11 protein-coding genes are annotated in these 15,479 nt (G+C 65.5%); 5 read left to right on the top strand and 6 right to left on the bottom strand.

Going from position 1 to position 15,479, the window contains the following annotated elements; genetic code table 11:
• Positions 1-69: 69 nt before the first annotated feature.
• On the bottom strand, positions 70-903 hold the full coding sequence (locus tag HV770_RS07325) for an EAL domain-containing protein (protein WP_175158848.1): 834 nt from the start codon (positions 901-903) through the stop codon (positions 70-72).
• A 312-nt stretch (positions 904-1,215) separates the two neighbouring features.
• Between HV770_RS07325 and hmgA the strand changes: the two genes are divergently transcribed.
• Both hmgA and fahA read left to right on the top strand, forming a co-directional pair.
• A complete protein-coding gene (gene hmgA, locus HV770_RS07320) occupies positions 1,216-2,574 on the top strand; it encodes a homogentisate 1,2-dioxygenase (RefSeq protein ID WP_175158765.1) in 1,359 nt (452 codons plus the stop codon).
• On the top strand, positions 2,571-3,884 hold the full coding sequence (fahA, locus tag HV770_RS07315; RefSeq protein ID WP_175158764.1) for a fumarylacetoacetase: 1,314 nt from the start codon (positions 2,571-2,573) through the stop codon (positions 3,882-3,884). Before hmgA ends, fahA begins: the two co-directional genes overlap by 4 nt.
• Positions 3,885-3,946: 62 nt before the next feature.
• Here fahA and HV770_RS07310 read toward each other — a convergent pair whose 3' ends face one another.
• From HV770_RS07310 to HV770_RS07295, 4 genes are all read right to left on the bottom strand, one after another.
• Positions 3,947-5,686 carry a PQQ-binding-like beta-propeller repeat protein gene (locus HV770_RS07310; RefSeq protein WP_175158763.1) on the bottom strand — a complete coding sequence of 580 codons (1,740 nt, stop codon included), beginning with the start codon at positions 5,684-5,686 and terminating at the stop codon, positions 3,947-3,949.
• A 227-nt stretch (positions 5,687-5,913) separates the two neighbouring features.
• On the bottom strand, positions 5,914-7,074 hold the full coding sequence (locus HV770_RS07305) for an MFS transporter (RefSeq protein ID WP_175158762.1): 1,161 nt from the start codon (positions 7,072-7,074) through the stop codon (positions 5,914-5,916).
• 151 nt (positions 7,075-7,225) lie between these two features.
• Complete coding sequence (locus HV770_RS07300) at positions 7,226-8,392, bottom strand: MFS transporter (RefSeq protein WP_175158761.1); 1,167 nt, start codon at positions 8,390-8,392, stop codon at positions 7,226-7,228.
• A 212-nt stretch (positions 8,393-8,604) separates the two neighbouring features.
• Positions 8,605-9,390, bottom strand: a complete 786-nt coding sequence (locus HV770_RS07295; RefSeq protein ID WP_175158760.1) for a crotonase/enoyl-CoA hydratase family protein — start codon at positions 9,388-9,390, stop codon at positions 8,605-8,607.
• A gap of 89 nt (positions 9,391-9,479) precedes the next feature.
• On the opposite strand from HV770_RS07295, the gene HV770_RS07290 reads away from it, so the two are divergent.
• Positions 9,480-10,124, top strand: a complete 645-nt coding sequence (locus HV770_RS07290) for a plasmid fertility inhibition factor family protein (RefSeq protein ID WP_121316623.1) — start codon at positions 9,480-9,482, stop codon at positions 10,122-10,124.
• A gap of 213 nt (positions 10,125-10,337) precedes the next feature.
• Here the strand turns inward: HV770_RS07290 and HV770_RS07285 are convergent, their stop codons facing one another.
• The gene (locus tag HV770_RS07285) at positions 10,338-11,336 is read right to left on the bottom strand and encodes a 2-hydroxyacid dehydrogenase (protein ID WP_175158759.1); all 999 of its coding nucleotides are present in this window, start codon (positions 11,334-11,336) and stop codon (positions 10,338-10,340) included.
• A 533-nt stretch (positions 11,337-11,869) separates the two neighbouring features.
• Between HV770_RS07285 and aspT (HV770_RS07280) the strand changes: the two genes are divergently transcribed.
• Together aspT (HV770_RS07280) and aspT (HV770_RS07275) are read left to right on the top strand one after the other, a co-directional pair.
• Positions 11,870-13,552: an aspartate-alanine antiporter gene (gene aspT, locus HV770_RS07280; protein ID WP_175158758.1), complete on the top strand. Its 1,683-nt coding sequence runs from the start codon at positions 11,870-11,872 to the stop codon at positions 13,550-13,552.
• A gap of 197 nt (positions 13,553-13,749) precedes the next feature.
• Positions 13,750-15,432, top strand: a complete 1,683-nt coding sequence (aspT, locus tag HV770_RS07275; protein WP_175158847.1) for an aspartate-alanine antiporter — start codon at positions 13,750-13,752, stop codon at positions 15,430-15,432.
• Positions 15,433-15,479 lie beyond the last annotated feature (47 nt).

Genomic DNA, 15,479 nt, shown 5'->3' with positions numbered 1-15,479 from the left:
TGAGGCAAGCTGAAGCGGGACGCACACATCGTGCATCGCGTGTCTGGCCCACCTCACGCTCCCGCGCTATCAGACCGCCCGGTCGTGATAGTGCGCCGTGAATAACGGCCCTTGCACGAAGCGCACGTCGTACTGCTGCAACGCGAGAAACTGCGCTTCATCCATCACGCGATTGAAAATCAGCGGAATCCGCAGCCGGCCCGCATAACCGACGAGCGGCTTCACCGTCGCGTCGCGCAACGCGCTGGCAGCGTCCATTTTGATGAAGTCGAGCCGCGCCGTTTCCGATACCGACAGAATTTGCCCGGCGTTGGACAGATTGCCCGCCACCTTGAAGCCGTAGTGCTGGTAGCTCCTCGTCAGATAGCCGAGAAAGGTCTTGTGCGCGACCGCCGCCGCCGGCAACTCGATCACCACCCGCGACGGGTTCAAGCCGAACGACATCAGCACGGTCGAGAAATGCAGTCCGTGGTCGTACTTCACGCTCTTGAGCAAACGCTCGTGCACGCGCAGAAACAGCAGCCCATGCCGTTGCGCGCCGAAGAAATTGATCGCGTGCAAGGCGCGTGACATCCGGTCGAGCGCGACCAGTTCCTGATCGTTGCCGATGCGGTCGAACGGATCGAACACTTCGAACGGCGCCGCGCCGAGTTGATAGGTGATGGCCTGGAAGCCGAGTTCGTCGCCGAAACGGTCAACCCCCTCGGCCCCCGACGACAGCGACTGCGCCAACGCATGCACGCTGATATCGAAGATCGGCTCGTAGGCGCTCGCGAGTTGAATGTCCTCGAACCGCGCGAGCGCGATGTCGCTATGCACGCCTTGCCCCATCACCAGATGTTCGCCGAGAAAAGGGTGAGCGGCGGCGCGGGTAACGAGATCGGGGATGGTCGGCGGAATCATGGAGGCGAATGGATGGCGACGGTAAATGCGCACGCGGCGCTCGGCAACGCGACTCGATTGCCGCATGCGCTGATGGTAGCAGTCCGCAATCCGTGCACATGAACAAAATGCTCATAACGTTATCCGCCGCTCATGTGCTCGCACAAGCGGTAGCGGCTGCGGCTTGGAGTTTCAGGGTATACGTTAATTTCACTATTCATAATTCGTTTTACTATTCGTAAATTGTGAGGCGGGTACTGATCCCGCTGGCCGGCTTGTCCGCATTGCAGTCGAATGTGAGGAAAAGAGTCGGGCATCAACGGAGAACCTTGTATGGACACCCCAACACGTACGCCGCCGCATCGTGCGCCTTCCGCCGGTTCGCGACTCGAAATCACGCCGGGCTATCAATCGGGCTTCGCGAACGAATTCGCGACCGAGGCGCTGCCCGGCGCATTGCCGGAAGGGCGCAATTCGCCGCAGCGCACGGCCTATGGCCTGTATGCGGAACAGTTGTCGGGCACCGCCTTCACCGCGCCGCGCGGTCATAACCGCCGCGCGTGGCTGTATCGGATTCGTCCGGCGGCGATGCACAAGCCGTTCACGCCGCTGCCGTCGGAGCGGCTCGTCGCCAATTTCGCCGACGTGCCGGCGACGCCGCCGAACCAGTTGCGCTGGGACCCGTTGCCGATGCCCACCGAGCCGAGCGATTTCATCGACGGCTGGGTGACGATGGCCGGCAATGGCGCGGCCGAAGCGATGAATGGCTGCGCGATTCATCTGTACGCCGCGAACCGCTCGATGCACGAGCGCTTCTTCTATAACGCCGACGGCGAATTGCTGATCGTGCCGCAGGAGGGCCGCCTCGAGATCGCGACCGAAATGGGCCGCATCGAACTCGCGCCGTTCGAGATCGCGGTGATCCCGCGCGGCGTACGCTTCGCCGTGAGCCTGCCGGACGGCGCGGCGCGCGGGTATATCTGCGAGAACTTCGGCGCGCTGCTGCGCTTGCCGGACCTCGGCCCGATCGGCTCGAACGGTCTCGCCAATCCGCGCGACTTCCTCACGCCGCATGCCGCTTACGAAGACCGCGAAGGCGACTTCGAACTCGTCGCAAAGCTGAACGGCAAGCTGTGGCGCGCGGACATCGGCCATTCGCCGCTCGACGTGGTCGCGTGGCACGGCAACTACGCGCCGTACAAATACGACCTGCGGCGCTTCAACACGATCGGCTCGATCAGCTTCGATCACCCCGACCCGTCGATCTTTCTGGTGCTGCAATCGCAAAGCGACACGCCGGGCGTCGACACGATCGACTTTGTGATCTTCCCGCCGCGTTGGCTCGCCGCCGAAGATACGTTCCGCCCGCCGTGGTTTCATCGCAACGTCGCGAGCGAGTTCATGGGGCTCGTGCACGGCGTGTACGACGCAAAGGCCGAGGGCTTCGTACCGGGCGGTGCGAGTCTGCACAACTGCATGTCGGGGCATGGCCCGGACGCCGACACGTTCGAAAAAGCCTCGAACGGCGATACGTCGACGCCGAAGAAAGTCGGCGACACGATGGCCTTCATGTTCGAGACGCGCACGCTGATCAAGCCCACCCGCTTCGCGCTCGAAACCGCGCAATTGCAGGCGCATTACTACGAGTGCTGGCAAGGTCTCAAGAAACACTTCAATCCGGAGCAACGATGAACGCATCGAGCGATCTCCAGGCGACGCTCGATTCGTCGCGCAAAAGCTGGGTCGAGTCGGCCAACGATCCGGCCAGCGATTTTTCTATCCAGAACCTGCCGTTCGGCATTTTTAGCGACCGGCGCAGCGACGCGCGGCGCGCGGGCGTGGCGATCGGCGACCAGATCGTCGACCTCGCCGCGTTGCAGGCGGCGGGGTTGCTGAACGTGTCGACGCAGGGCGATGTGTTTGCCCGCGCCGTCGCCAGCGACACGCTGAACGACTTCATCGCGCTCGGCCGCGACGCATGGCGCAGCGTGCGCATCCAGCTGAGCACGCTGTTAGCACGCGACACCGCGACGTTGCGCGACGACACTGCGTTGCGCGCGAAGGTAATGGTGCGCCAGGCCGACGCGCAACTGCATCTGCCGGTGCAGATTCCTGGCTACACCGATTTCTATTCGTCGAAAGAACACGCGACCAATGTCGGCTCGATGTTTCGCGATCCGAAGAATGCGCTGCTGCCGAACTGGTCGGAGATGCCGATCGGGTACAACGGACGGGCGTCGTCGGTGGTGGTGAGCGGCACCCCCGTGCGCCGTCCCAACGGTCAGTTGAAGTTGCCGGATCAGGAGCGTCCGGTGTTCGGCGCGTGCCGCAAGCTGGATATCGAACTGGAAACGGGCTTCGTGATCGGCGCGGGCAATGCGTTGGGCGAGCCGGTCGCGTGCGCCGACGCCGAAGCGCATATTTTCGGCATGGTGCTGCTCAACGATTGGAGCGCGCGCGACATCCAGCAGTGGGAATACGTACCGCTCGGCCCGTTCAACGCAAAGACCTTTGCGACCACGATCTCGCCGTGGATCGTCACACTCGACGCGCTCGAACCGTTCCGCGTCGCGCAGCCCGTGCAGGAGCCGCAACCGCTCGCGTACCTGCGCCACGATGGCGAGCATGCGTTCGACATCCATCTCGAAGTGAGGCTGCGCCCGCAACTGGCGAAGCAGGCGAGCACGATCGCGCGAACCAACTTCAGGCACATGTACTGGACGATGGCGCAGCAACTCGCGCATCACACGGTCTCGGGCTGCAATACGCGGGTGGGCGATCTGATGGGCTCCGGCACGATCAGCGGCCCGACCGACGATTCGTACGGCAGCCTGCTCGAGCTGACATGGAACGGCAAGAAGCCGCTGGAGTTGAACGAAGGCGGCACACGCACGTTCATCGAGGACGGGGACGAGTTGACGCTGGCCGGGTACTGCCAGGGTGATGGGTATCGCGTGGGATTTGGCACGTGCGTAGGGGAGATTCTTCCGGCGCGGCGTTAGGGGCGCAGACAGAGCTCAGGCTGTGGCGCATGTCGGGTCACTCCCACCACGCCCGGACCGACTCACCCCTTCAGCAAACCAAACACCGCGACACCGTTCGTCGTCCCGACATACACTTTGCCGTTGGCGATCATCGGCGTGATGAACTTGTTGCCCGCGCCGAACTGATCGCGGGTGCCCATCTGATTGCTGTTGTAGAGCTCGACGGCGAGATTGGCCGGATCGAACGCATGCAGCGCCGCCGTGGCGCCGTTTTCCGCGGCCCACACAATGCCATTCGCCGTGCCATTGGCGGAGATGCTCGGCGTGGTGCCGGGGTAGGCGAACGTCATCGAGGTCTGCGCGCTCGGCGCCGTCGACAGCCGGGCATGGGTCACCGTGAACGCCTTGAGATTGTCGCCGACCGAGCCGAAATAGAGGCGGCCGTTGAAGTACGCGGGCATGCCGAATTCTCCGCCGGCCAACACTCCCTGAATCTCCTGATAGATGTTGTTGCTCGCGGCATTGAACTTGCCCATCGAGTCGCGGTTCAGCACATAGATGATGCCGTCCTTGCCCGTGCCGAGCGTGAGGTGCTGGACCACGCCGTTCGCATCGGTGAGATCGGGCAGCACGATCGCGCCGCCGGAGCCGAGGTCTTCGTCGGCCTTGGACTGCTGAACGGTATTGGACATCGCGAAGTAATCCGCGACCGCAAGAGCGCCTGCCGTGCCGAGTTTCAAATACGAATTGCCGAAGTTGTGTTGCGCGGGAAAGCCGCCAGCGGTCATCGTGGTGTCGAACGTGCCGTTGGCGTCGAGCAGGTAGATGTTTGCGCCATCCGACGCCGGGCCGGCGCCGCTCATCCAGATCGCGCCGCCTGAGCCGTTCGGCGTGACGTTGAGCAGGGAAGTCTGCTGCAGGGTGTCGGCGCTATAGCCCATGATCCAGCCGGTGTAGGCGCCCTCGTCGCAATGCGAGGTCCACGTCGTGTAGATCACGCCGCCAAGCTGCAGCAGGCCCGCGCGCTCGGCATACGACGACGGCGCGAACAGCACGTTGCCGTTGAAACTGTTCGCGCCGCTGCCGGGGTAGCTGGCGGTTACTTCCGTGGGTCCGTTCAGTCGTTCCGCGCCGGTTGCGAGATCGAGCGCGTGCACGCGCTGGTGGTAGGCGCCGCTCGTGTCCTTCGACATCGCGACCACGTAGATCGTGCCGTTCGCGCCGCGCGAGCGGTCGATGACCGGCGTCGACGTGATGCCGATTTCCTTCGTGATCTGACCGCAACCGAGGTCGTCGCTCGGCGTTTCGTTGGCGCCGAGCGTGCTGACCCGCCATAGCTGTGCGCCGCTGTCTGCGTCGAGCGCGTACACGCTGTCGTGCTCGGTCACGACGTACAGCACGTTGTGCGTGCCGCCCGCGATCGCCAGTGATTCGACAAAGAGCGGTTGCGCGTCGACCTTGCCGTCGGCGGCGAAATAGCCGACCTTGCCGAACGTCGTCGCGTTGACGTTGGCGGGCGTGAGGATGGTCTCGTTGAGATTCTGGCCCGTGCGGCCGATGTCGTTATGGTAGGTCAGTACATCGTGCGTCGCGGCCATGGAGGTGCCGCCGCCCGACGAGGTGCCGGCGCCGCCCATGCCCGAGCCGGTGCCGCCGCCGCCGCTGCTGCCGCTGCCGGTCCCGCCCGTACTGCCGCCGCTGCTCGCTGCGCCGCTCGTATCTCCGCTTCCGCCGCCGCCGCAATCAGCGAACACCAGGGCGCTCAATACGATGAACGCGCTCAACAGGTAAAAACGGCGCGGCTTGTGCACGGTTTGCATGGCGAGCTCCCCATTGCATACGGCGGCCCATGAAGCATGGGCCGTTCGGCAGAGTGCCATGCAATGTGGCTCAAGACTAGCATCAAGCGTGCTGACCGTAATATCGCATCGAGCGCGCAGTCGCCAGGCGTCGCGCGCGAGCCTGGGCCGGGACGCGCAGCTGTCGGCCGGCGGTGAGCGGCCGTCGTCCGCCAGCGCGAAGGCGCACGGCCGTCAACGCTCGCCCGTCAGCCGGCGGCTCGCAGCGGCGCGCGGCGCTTTTCCCACCAGGCGGCGGCGAGAAACGCGAGCGCCGCGAACAGCAGCACGCCGACCATCGCGTCGTTGCCGGCACCCTTCATCAGCGCGCCGGCGATGAGCGGGCCGCCGAAACTGGCCGCGCTCCACGACGCGCCCACCAGCGAACTCGCCGACACTAGCGCCACGCCGCGAAAGCGCTCGCCGCAGGCGACCAGCGACAGCGTATAGATCGCGCCCGCGGCCGCACCGAGCACGTAGAGCAGCGGCCAGCACAGCCACGGCGAGCTGATCGCCCAAGGCAGCAACGGCAGCAACGCCACGACGACGAGCCCGCAGCCGATATGCACGCGTTCACGGCCGAGCCGGTCAGCGAGCCAGCCGATCGGAAACTGCATCGTCGTATCACCGAGCAGCAGCGCCGACGCGAACAGCACCGCCACCTCGCTCGCGATGCCGTGCGACATCGCGAAGAGCGGCAGCAGCGACAGCGCGATCGTGTCGAACAGCGCGAAGAAGCCGGTACCGATGACGAGGGCAGGCATCTGCGGCAGCACATGGCGCCAGCTGCCGTGGGCGGCGTGCTCATCGTCGGAGGCTCGCGGCGTCGTGCGGATCGCGGCGAGCATCGGCAGCGCGAGCAGGAATATCGCGCCGCAAATCAGAAAGCGCGAATGCGTGAAGCCCGCGATCCGGCTCACGAGCACCGGGCCCGACATCTGGAACAGCGTGAAGTTGGTCGCGTAGATCGCGATCACGCGGCCGCGCGACGCGTCGTCGGCCAGCCGGTTGACCCAGGCCTCGCCGATCGTGAACAGCAGCATCAGCGCCGCGCCGCACAGCACGCGCAACAGCGCCCACAGCCACAGGTTCGAGGTGAGCTGCATGAGCGCGGTGGCGAGCGCGACCGCCAGCACCGCGCCGACGATCACCTCGCGGCCGCCGAAACGCGCCGCGATCCAGCCGGCCAACGGCACGACGACGAGGCCGCCGCCCGCTTGCGCGGCGGTGAGCAGGCCGACGACTTCGGTGCCGAAGCCTGCTTGCGTCAGTGCGAGGGCGGTCAGCGGCAGCGTGGCGCCGCTGCCGAGTCCGACGACGGCGACGCTGAGGATCAGGGCGAGGAAATCGCGAGTGAAGATGACTTTCATCGGCCGGGATGCTACTACGGCTCACGGGCGTTGGCATGGGTGCGGGGCTTGCGGGACGCTCCAACGGGCGCTGCGCAAAGGGGCAAGACAGAACGCTCGCCACAGGCGCCTCGCGCAGGCGCAAGGCTAACAGTCTGGAGTGTGCGCGACCTTAACCCGCCACCGCCATTTTCTGCGTGCGCCGGTCGATCGACACCGACCACAGCGTCAGCAGCAGCGCGCCGATCGAGGTCGCCACGCCGACCCACGGCAGCGCCGTGAGCGGCGCGCCCGCGCCGATCGCCATCCCGCCGAGCCATGCACCCGTCGCGTTGCCGAGGTTGAAGGCGCCCTGGTTCAAGGTGGATGCGAGATTCGGCGCACTGCTCGCGCGATCGACGATCAGCATCTGCAGCGGCGGCACGATCGCGAAAGCGAGGATGCCCCATACGAAAATCGTGATCATCGCCGGAATCTGCGCGTGCATCGTGCCTGCGAAGACGGTCAGGATCACGACGATCGCCAGCAGGAACGCGACCAGCGACGGCATCAGCCGCCAGTCGGCAAGCTTGCCGCCGAGCGTGCTGCCGACCGTCAGCCCGAGACCGAACAGCAGGAGCACCAGCGTGACCGCGTGCGGCGTGAAGCCGGCCACGTCCTCGAGAATCGGCGTGATGTAGGTGAAGGTGGAAAAGAGGCTCGCCGACGCGAGCACGCTGATGCCGAGCACCATCAGCACCTGCGGGTTTTTCAGCACGCTGAACTCGTGAACGAGACTCGCCTTCTGCATCTGGATCTTCGCCGGCAGGCACACGGCGAGCGCGGCTGCCGCGACGAGGCCTATGCCCGTCACCGCCCAGAAGGTCGCGCGCCAGCCCACGGCCTGGCCGAGCGCCGTGCCGAGCGGCACGCCGAGCACGTTGGCGAGCGTGAGGCCGGTGAACATCAGTGCGATGGCTTGTGCGCGGCGGTTTGGCGCGACGAGCCCCGCGGCCACCACCGAGCCGATGCCGAAGAACGCCCCATGACAGAACGCCGTGACGATGCGCGCGGCCATCAGCACCGCGTAACCCGGCGCAACCGCGCACAGCAGATTGCCGACGATGAACACGCCGATCAAACTCATCAGCGCCTTCTTGCGCGGCATGTTGGCGACCGCGATCGCGACGATCGGCGCGCCGATCGTGACGCCGAGCGCATAGGCCGACACTAGCATGCCGGCAGCCGGAATCGACACGGACAGATCGCGCGCGACGTCGGGCAGCAGCCCCATGATCACGAATTCGGTGGTACCGATTCCAAACGCGGCAACGGCGAGGGCAAGCAGGGGTAAAGGCATGGTGACGGAGCGTGAATCGGCGCGACGGGGAGCGTCGCGCGGCAGCGCGCGTTTTCGGGACGAGAACGCCAGCGCTGTGCGGGGGAAGCAGTAGGGGATTCTACCTAAGTCAAAACCGCGATGCTGATCGTCGAGGGGGATGTTGTTTTTTGTGAAAAGGCGGCGGCGGATCAGGCGGATCGCCCAAATCGACCCCTCGCGCCTGACTCACCTCAATCGACACCGTTGACGAACCGCGCCGCCCCGGCGAGCCCTTCTTCAAAGACTGCCCGATATCCGCCGGCGCCTTCGCGCCGAAGCGCTTCAGCGAGATCGTCGAGCGGGCTGTTTTCCAGCGCCGAGCGGCGGTCGGCGAGCAATGCCGCCTGAGGAAACGCAGCTAGCTCCGCAGCCAGCCGCTCGGCCGCCGCGCGCGCCGCGCCCTTCGCTACGATGCGATTCGCAAGCCCCATGGCAAGCGCTTCGTCGGCGCTCACCGCGCGCCCGGTCAGGATCAGATCCAGTGCCCGCGACAGCCCGATCAGTCGCGGCAAGCGGATCGTGCCGCCGTCGATCAGCGGAATGCCGACGCGCCGGCAGAATACGCCGAGCACCGCATCGTCCTCGACGACCCGCAGATCGCATAGCGCCGCCAGCTCCAGGCCGCCTGCCACCGCGTAGCCCGCAATCGCCGCGATCACCGGCTTGCTGAAGCTCATTCGCGTCGGACCCATCGGACCGGGGCCGCTGCCGTCGGCATGCAGTTCGTTGCGGCGGGTATCGTCGGCGAGCGCGCTCAGGTCCGCGCCCGCGCAAAACGTGCCGCCCGCGCCGAACAGCACCGCCGCGCGCCAGGCCGGTTCCGCTTCGAAGCGGCTGAACGCGGCGCTCAATGCTTCGGCGGCCGGACGGTCGAGCGCGTTGCGCCGCGCGGGCCGCTCCAGAACGATGGTGGCGACGCCGCTGTCCTCGTCGGCTTCAATGCGCACGTACTCACTGAAATTTTGAGCGGTTATCATCGTCTTCTACCCGAAGGTCAAGGTCCGCCCGTGCGTGTCGGGCGTTTGTGCAGCTTGCTCATGCAGAGCAATTAATTCCGTGGCCTGTCATGCATCTTTCACAGTCGACTCGTAGCGTGGGCGCTCTATTCACGCGCTGGCGTTGGTTTGCCAGCTTATCGAGCCTGCCTTTGCCCTTGTCCAATCCACCGCCGGCCGCCATGCTGGCGAGTCCTCCCGATGGACTTCCTTCGGGGCGTGCCGAAACCGTCTGGATCGTGCCGTTGCACGAACACTCATGGTACGACCATGTGCGCCTGAAGCGCGTCTTCGTCACCGACGGCACACGGCATCAGGTCGTGCTGGTCGACATGCGCAAGCTGCTCGTCTGCGCGGATCGCGACAACACGGACTACGTGCTGAAGCCGGTCGCCGAATGGCATTCGGGCAAGGTGCGCGGCATTCGTGAGTTTCTCGACCCCGAGAGCGAGCGCATTCCGCAGATGCCGTACGTGACGATCTCGATGCGCCGCGCGCCGGGATTGCTCGGCTGGCTGGGTCTGGAGCGCGAAGGGGTGGTGGCGTTTCGCAATGGCCAGCATCGCGCGCGTTATCTGGCCGATGCGGGCGCGCGCTGGTGTCCGGTGGAAGTACATGAGCGCGAAGCGGCGTTGCTGCGCGAAGTCTGTGGCGCGGCGGACGATGCGCGTACCGAGATTCGCGCGATCCCGCCGGCCGGTGATAAAGGCGTATAGCTCGGTGTGTGTGATGGTGTCGATGCTGCACGGGGCGCGGGGCACCACGCCAAGAGGCGCACGACGCGCGGCTAAAGGCGCAAGCCCCCAAACTCCAACACGTCAACCTTCGACCCACCGCGGCGGGCCTGCCCGTGCAGCACTGGGCATGACGCCCGGCATGAGTCGCTCGATGCACGACCAAGCCCTCAACACACAAGACACGCCCCCAACCTACCCCGCCGCACGCACCGCGTTGCGCGGCGTGCCGGCCTGCCATGCCGCGACGTTCCCGAGCGTGGTCTGCGCGATCTCGCTCATCGCCTCGCGCGTGAAGAACGCCTGGTGCGCGGTGACGATTACGTTCGGGAACATCAACAGCCGCGCGAGCACGTCGTCCTGCAACGGCAGATTCGAGTGATCCTCGAAGAAGATGCCGCTTTCCTCCTCGTACACGTCGAGCCCGAGATGGCCGAGCTGGCCGTCCTTCAACGCGCCGATCAGCGCATTGGCCTCGACGAGTCCGCCGCGGCCGGTGTTGACCAGCATCGCGCCGCGTTTCATCTTCGCGAGTGCGGGTCCGTCGATCAGATGATAGGTAGCCGGCACGAGCGGGCAGTGCAGACTGACGACGTCGGATTCGGCGAGCAGCGTGTCGAGCGGTACATAGCGCGCGCCGAGCGCGAGCAGGTCGTCGGCGGGCGCGCCGGGATCATGCGCGAGCACACGCATGCCGAAGCCCGCCATGATGCGCCCGAACACCCGGCCGATCATGCCGGTGCCGACCACACCCACGGTCTTGCCGTGCAGATCGAAACCGAGCAGCCCCTGCAGCGAGAAGTCGCCTTCGCGGGTGCGCGCCGCGGCGCGCGGCAGACGCCGGTTCAGCGCGAGGATCAGCCCGACTGCATGTTCGGCGACCGCGTGCGGCGAGTAGGCCGGCACCCGCGTGACCGTCATGCCGAGCCGTTCGGCCGCCGCGAGGTCGACGTGATTGAAGCCTGCGGAGCGTAGCGCGATCAGACGTGTGCCACCCGCATGGAGCCGCTCGAGCACGGCGGCGTCGACGTTGTCGTTGACGAACGGGCACACCACTTCGTACCCCTGTGCGAGGATCGCCGTTTCGGTGTCCAGATGAGACTCCTGGAAATGCAGTTCATAGCCGTGGGCGGCATTAGCTTCGGTGAACGTGTCGCTGTCGTACTGGCGGCTGCTGAACAGGATCATGCGCATGTCGGTACTCCGAAGAGAAGACGGTTCGGCTTTGAAGAGGCGGACTCACGGGCGCGGCGGCTCACAGCCAGTATAAATTACCCCTCGGAATAGTTACCTTCGGACGAAGTGCCCGCCACTCTATTCATTCGTCTTTACCCCCGATCGTATTTCGTGAATTCGACCCGGCGAAATGAAAATAATATTGACAGGGGCGGCGAACTACAATATTTATTAAAAAGCAATCCATAAGCATGACGAATCATGCTGTAAAAAATAGGCCGTCAGCAAATATGTTTTTTTCACAGCGTTAGGCAACTTCGCGAGGAAAGCGTGACTGTCGAGCCAGCGGAAAGACTTTCTTGTCCCTTCGCTGCGGCCCGGCGTTCCCGCCGCAATGCCTGCTGCATCATTCCCTTGCCATAACCGCGTTCGTCTGGCTCCGCACCAGCGGCCGTTGATTGCCTGATCCCGCCCGGTCAGCGGGGTTTATTCGAATTCCCAGTGAGTGTCTTCAGTGTGCTGCCAACAAACCCGTTAATCGGGGAGACAACATGATCGGTGAATTGCTGAAATCGCAACCGGAGATCGCACTGTTCGCAAGCCTTGCAATTGGATATTTTATTGGCTCGTTTCGGGTGGGACCGATTCAGCTCGGTGGCGTGTGCGGCACCTTGATTGTCGCGTTGATATTGGGTCAGACGGGCGCGCGGCTCGCTCCCGATCTGAAGAACATCGCATTCGCGCTGTTCATCTTCGCGCTCGGCTTTACCGGCGGCCCGCAGTTTTTCGCCAACATCGGCCGGGGCTGGCGCTATGGGTTGCTGTCGATCATCGAGATCGTGTCGGTGCTCGTGCTGATCATGATCGCGGTGAGCGTGCTGCGACTCGACATCGGCACGGCGGCGGGTTTGCTCGCGGGCGCCGCGACGGAGTCGGCGGTGATCGGCACGGCGTCCGAGGCGATCGGCAAGCTCGGTCTCGGCGACGCCGAAACCTTGCGCCTGCAGGCCAACATCGTGACCGCCTACAGCGTGAGCTACCTGTTCGGCCTGGTCACCATCGTGCTGTTCACCAGCCAGTTCGCGCCGCTGTTGCTGCGTATCAATCTGCGTGACGAAGCGCAGCGTGTGTGGCGCAAGCTCGGCGGCGAGGGGGCGTTCAGCGAGGGGCAGCGGGCGGCGGCGCCGGCGCTCGTGGGCCGCGTGTTCCGGGTGAGCGCGGCGGCCGGCGTCACGATCCGGGAGTTCGAACAGCAGCACGGCTTCAATCTCACCATCGAACAGCTTCAGCGCAACGGCGCGAACGTGCCGGTCGAACCGCCATTGCGCCTCGCGGCAGGCGATCTCACCCTCGTGGCGGGGCGGCGCGAAGCGGTGGTCGCGGCGGCGGCCGGTCTCGGCGAAGAGGTGGATGGCGCGGGCTTCGGCCAGGTCTTCGCCGACAAGCTCGACGTCGTGTTGACGCGGGGTGACCTGCATGGACGCACGATTGCACAGGTGCGTGACCAGGCGAAACCGGAGGATGGCCGCGGCGTCTACATCGCGGCCGTCACACGGCTCGAAACCACGGTGCCCGCGCTGCCCGGCACCGAGCTCAATCGCGGCGACGTGCTGACGCTGGTCGGCGCGAAGGCCAATGTCGAGCGCGGCGCGAAGCGGCTTGGCTACGTGCTCCCCGCGACCGAGAAAACCGACTTCGTCTATCTCGGCCTCGGCGTGCTGGCCGGCATGGCGATCGGCCGTCTCGGCGGACAGATCGGCGGCGTGTCGATCGCGCTCGGCACGGGTGGTGGCTGTCTGCTGTCCGGCCTGCTGTTCGGCTGGATCCGTTCGCGCCATCCGCTGGTCGGCTCGCTGCCCTCGGCGGCCGCGCAAATCCTCAAGGACTTCGGCCTCGCCACTTTCATCGCCGCTGTGGGTTTGTCGGCGGGGCCGGACGCGATCAGGCTGGTGCGCGAATACGGCCTCGCGCTGCCCGTTGCAGGCGTTTTGATGGTGCTGGTGCCGGGCCTGCTGTCGCTGTGGATCGGCCACATGTTGCTGAAGCTCGAGGCGCCGATGCTGCTCGGCGCCATCGCCGGGCAGCAATGCAGCACCCCGGCCATCAGCGCACTGGTGGGCGTGACCGGCAACTCGACGCCGGTGATCGGCTACACGATTACCTACGCACTCTCGAACATTCTGTTGCCTCTGATGGGGCCTGTGGTGGTGGGCCTCGCGGGCAAAGTCGGGTAGGTGCGGGCAGGTCGACCCGGCGCGGCCAGAGGGGCGAGCGCATGCGCCGCGCGCGCGGCGGACCAGGCCTTGCGCGGCGGCTGTGGCATCAGGCATGTGGCATGAAGCACGCGACCAGCGGTGCGGGACATGGCCGCGCAGCGCATGCGCAGGTAGCACCCAGTACTCAGTATCGCCAACTAATTAGCGAGGGCACGATGGACTGGCTACACCCTATCTTTCAGAAATCCCCCGAGATTGCGCTGTTCCTGTCGCTTGCGGTCGGCTACTTCATCGGGCAGATCAACTTCGGTAAGTTCCAGCTGGGCGGCGTCGGCGGCTCGTTGCTGGCGGCGGTGGTGATCAGCCAGGCGGGCGTGACGATCGACAACGGTGTGAAGTCGGTCATGTTCGCCGTGTTCATCTACGCGGTCGGCTACGACTCCGGTCCTGGCTTTTTTAATTCGCTGAACCGCAAGACGCTGCGTGAGATCGCGATGGCGGTGTTCCTCGCCGTCAGCGCGCTCGTTACCGTGGTGGTGTGCGCGAAGCTGTTCCACCTGAACAAGGGACTCGCGGCCGGACTCGCCGGCGGCGCGCTGACGCAATCGGCGATTATCGGTACGGCGGGCGATGCGATCGCGCGCCTCGGGCTGCCGGCCGATCAGGTCAAGTCGCTGCAATCGGACGTGGCGATTGCCTACGCGGTGACTTACGTGTTCGGCTCGCTCGGCGCGATCATCGTCTGCGTGAACATCCTGCCGAAGTTCATGAGGCAAGGTCTGCGGGAGGCCTCGATCGAAGCGGAACGCGAACTGGCGGCGGGTGCGCCGGCACGCGGGCCGGGGCAGATTCTCGCGCTGCCGGAGCTGCTGGGGCGGGCGTACAAGATCGACGTCAGCGCGGGCAAGACGGTGAAGGCCGTCGAGACGCTGCATGAGGATTATCTGACGATCGAGCGCATCAAGCGCGACGGCAAGACGCTCGAGGCGACGCCCGATCTGATGCTGAAGGCCGACGACGTAGTGCTGGTGGTGGGCCGCCGCGAGGCGGTGGTCGCCTTCGGCGCGAACGGCAATGAAGTCGCCAGCACCGGCGATGTCGGCGTCGTCATGCAGACACGCGAAGGCGTCTTCACCAGGAAGGGCATGAACCATACGACGCTCGCCGCTGCGCGCGAACTCGTGGATCGCGATATGCGCCACGGCGTCTACATCCAGAGCATCACGCGCGCGGGCCAGCCGTTGCCGATTCTGCCGGAAACCAAAGTCGAGCACGGCGACGTCATCACCTTCTACGGTTCGCCGAAAGACACCAAGCGCGCAGTCGACGCCGCCGGCTACGAATTGCCCTACAGCAACAAGACCGACTTCATCTACATGGGCGTCGGCCTCGTGCTGGGCTTGCTGATCGGGCTGATCGTCCTCAACGTCGGTGGCATTCCGCTCACGCTCGGCTCGGGAGGCGGCTGTCTGCTCGCCGGCCTGCTGTTCGGCTGGATGCGCGGCAAGCATCCGATGTACGGCGCGATGCCGTCGGCCGCGTCGCAATTGCTCAAGGACTTCGGGCTCGCCGCGTTCGTCGCGGTGGTGGGCCTGAACTCCGGCTTGCAGGCGGTGGTGACGGTCAAGCAGAGCGGCCTGACCATCTTCCTGCTCGGCGTGTTCGTCACGTTGTTCCCGCTGCTGCTGACCATGCTGTTCGGCCGCTACGTGCTCAAGTACAACAATGCGGCGCTTCTGGCCGGGGCGCTGTCGGGCTCGCGCAGCGCCAACCCGGCCTTCGGCGGCGTGCTCGACAAGGCCGAAAGCGCGGTGCCGACCGTGCCGTTCGCGATCACCTATGCAATCGCGAACGTCGCGCTGACCTTGCTCGGGCCGCTCGTGGTCGGGCTCGTGTAGGGGGGCGTGCAGCTCGCATGTGCAGCGCACGTGTAGCGCGCGCATCC

It is taken from the genome of Paraburkholderia fynbosensis (assembly GCF_902859935.1).
GTDB classification, from domain to species: domain Bacteria; phylum Pseudomonadota; class Gammaproteobacteria; order Burkholderiales; family Burkholderiaceae; genus Paraburkholderia; species Paraburkholderia fynbosensis.
Note: the sequence above shows the minus strand (reverse complement) of the source record. Positions and strands in the feature narration are given on the sequence as shown.

What these genes read in the sequence shown, in the direction of transcription:
- fahA (WP_175158764.1), top strand. Translation starts at nt 2,571, where the DNA reads ATGAACGCATCGAGCGATCTCCAGGCGACGCTCGATTCGTCGCGCAAA.
- HV770_RS07305 (WP_175158762.1), bottom strand. Translation starts at nt 7,074, where the DNA reads ATGAAAGTCATCTTCACTCGCGATTTCCTCGCCCTGATCCTCAGCGTC.
- HV770_RS07290 (WP_121316623.1), top strand. Translation starts at nt 9,480, where the DNA reads ATGCATCTTTCACAGTCGACTCGTAGCGTGGGCGCTCTATTCACGCGC.
- aspT (WP_175158758.1), top strand. Translation starts at nt 11,870, where the DNA reads ATGATCGGTGAATTGCTGAAATCGCAACCGGAGATCGCACTGTTCGCA.
- HV770_RS07285 (WP_175158759.1), bottom strand. Translation starts at nt 11,336, where the DNA reads ATGCGCATGATCCTGTTCAGCAGCCGCCAGTACGACAGCGACACGTTC.
- HV770_RS07300 (WP_175158761.1), bottom strand. Translation starts at nt 8,392, where the DNA reads ATGCCTTTACCCCTGCTTGCCCTCGCCGTTGCCGCGTTTGGAATCGGT.
- hmgA (WP_175158765.1), top strand. Translation starts at nt 1,216, where the DNA reads ATGGACACCCCAACACGTACGCCGCCGCATCGTGCGCCTTCCGCCGGT.
- aspT (WP_175158847.1), top strand. Translation starts at nt 13,750, where the DNA reads ATGGACTGGCTACACCCTATCTTTCAGAAATCCCCCGAGATTGCGCTG.
- HV770_RS07325 (WP_175158848.1), bottom strand. Translation starts at nt 903, where the DNA reads ATGATTCCGCCGACCATCCCCGATCTCGTTACCCGCGCCGCCGCTCAC.
- HV770_RS07295 (WP_175158760.1), bottom strand. Translation starts at nt 9,390, where the DNA reads ATGATAACCGCTCAAAATTTCAGTGAGTACGTGCGCATTGAAGCCGAC.
- HV770_RS07310 (WP_175158763.1), bottom strand. Translation starts at nt 5,686, where the DNA reads ATGCAAACCGTGCACAAGCCGCGCCGTTTTTACCTGTTGAGCGCGTTC.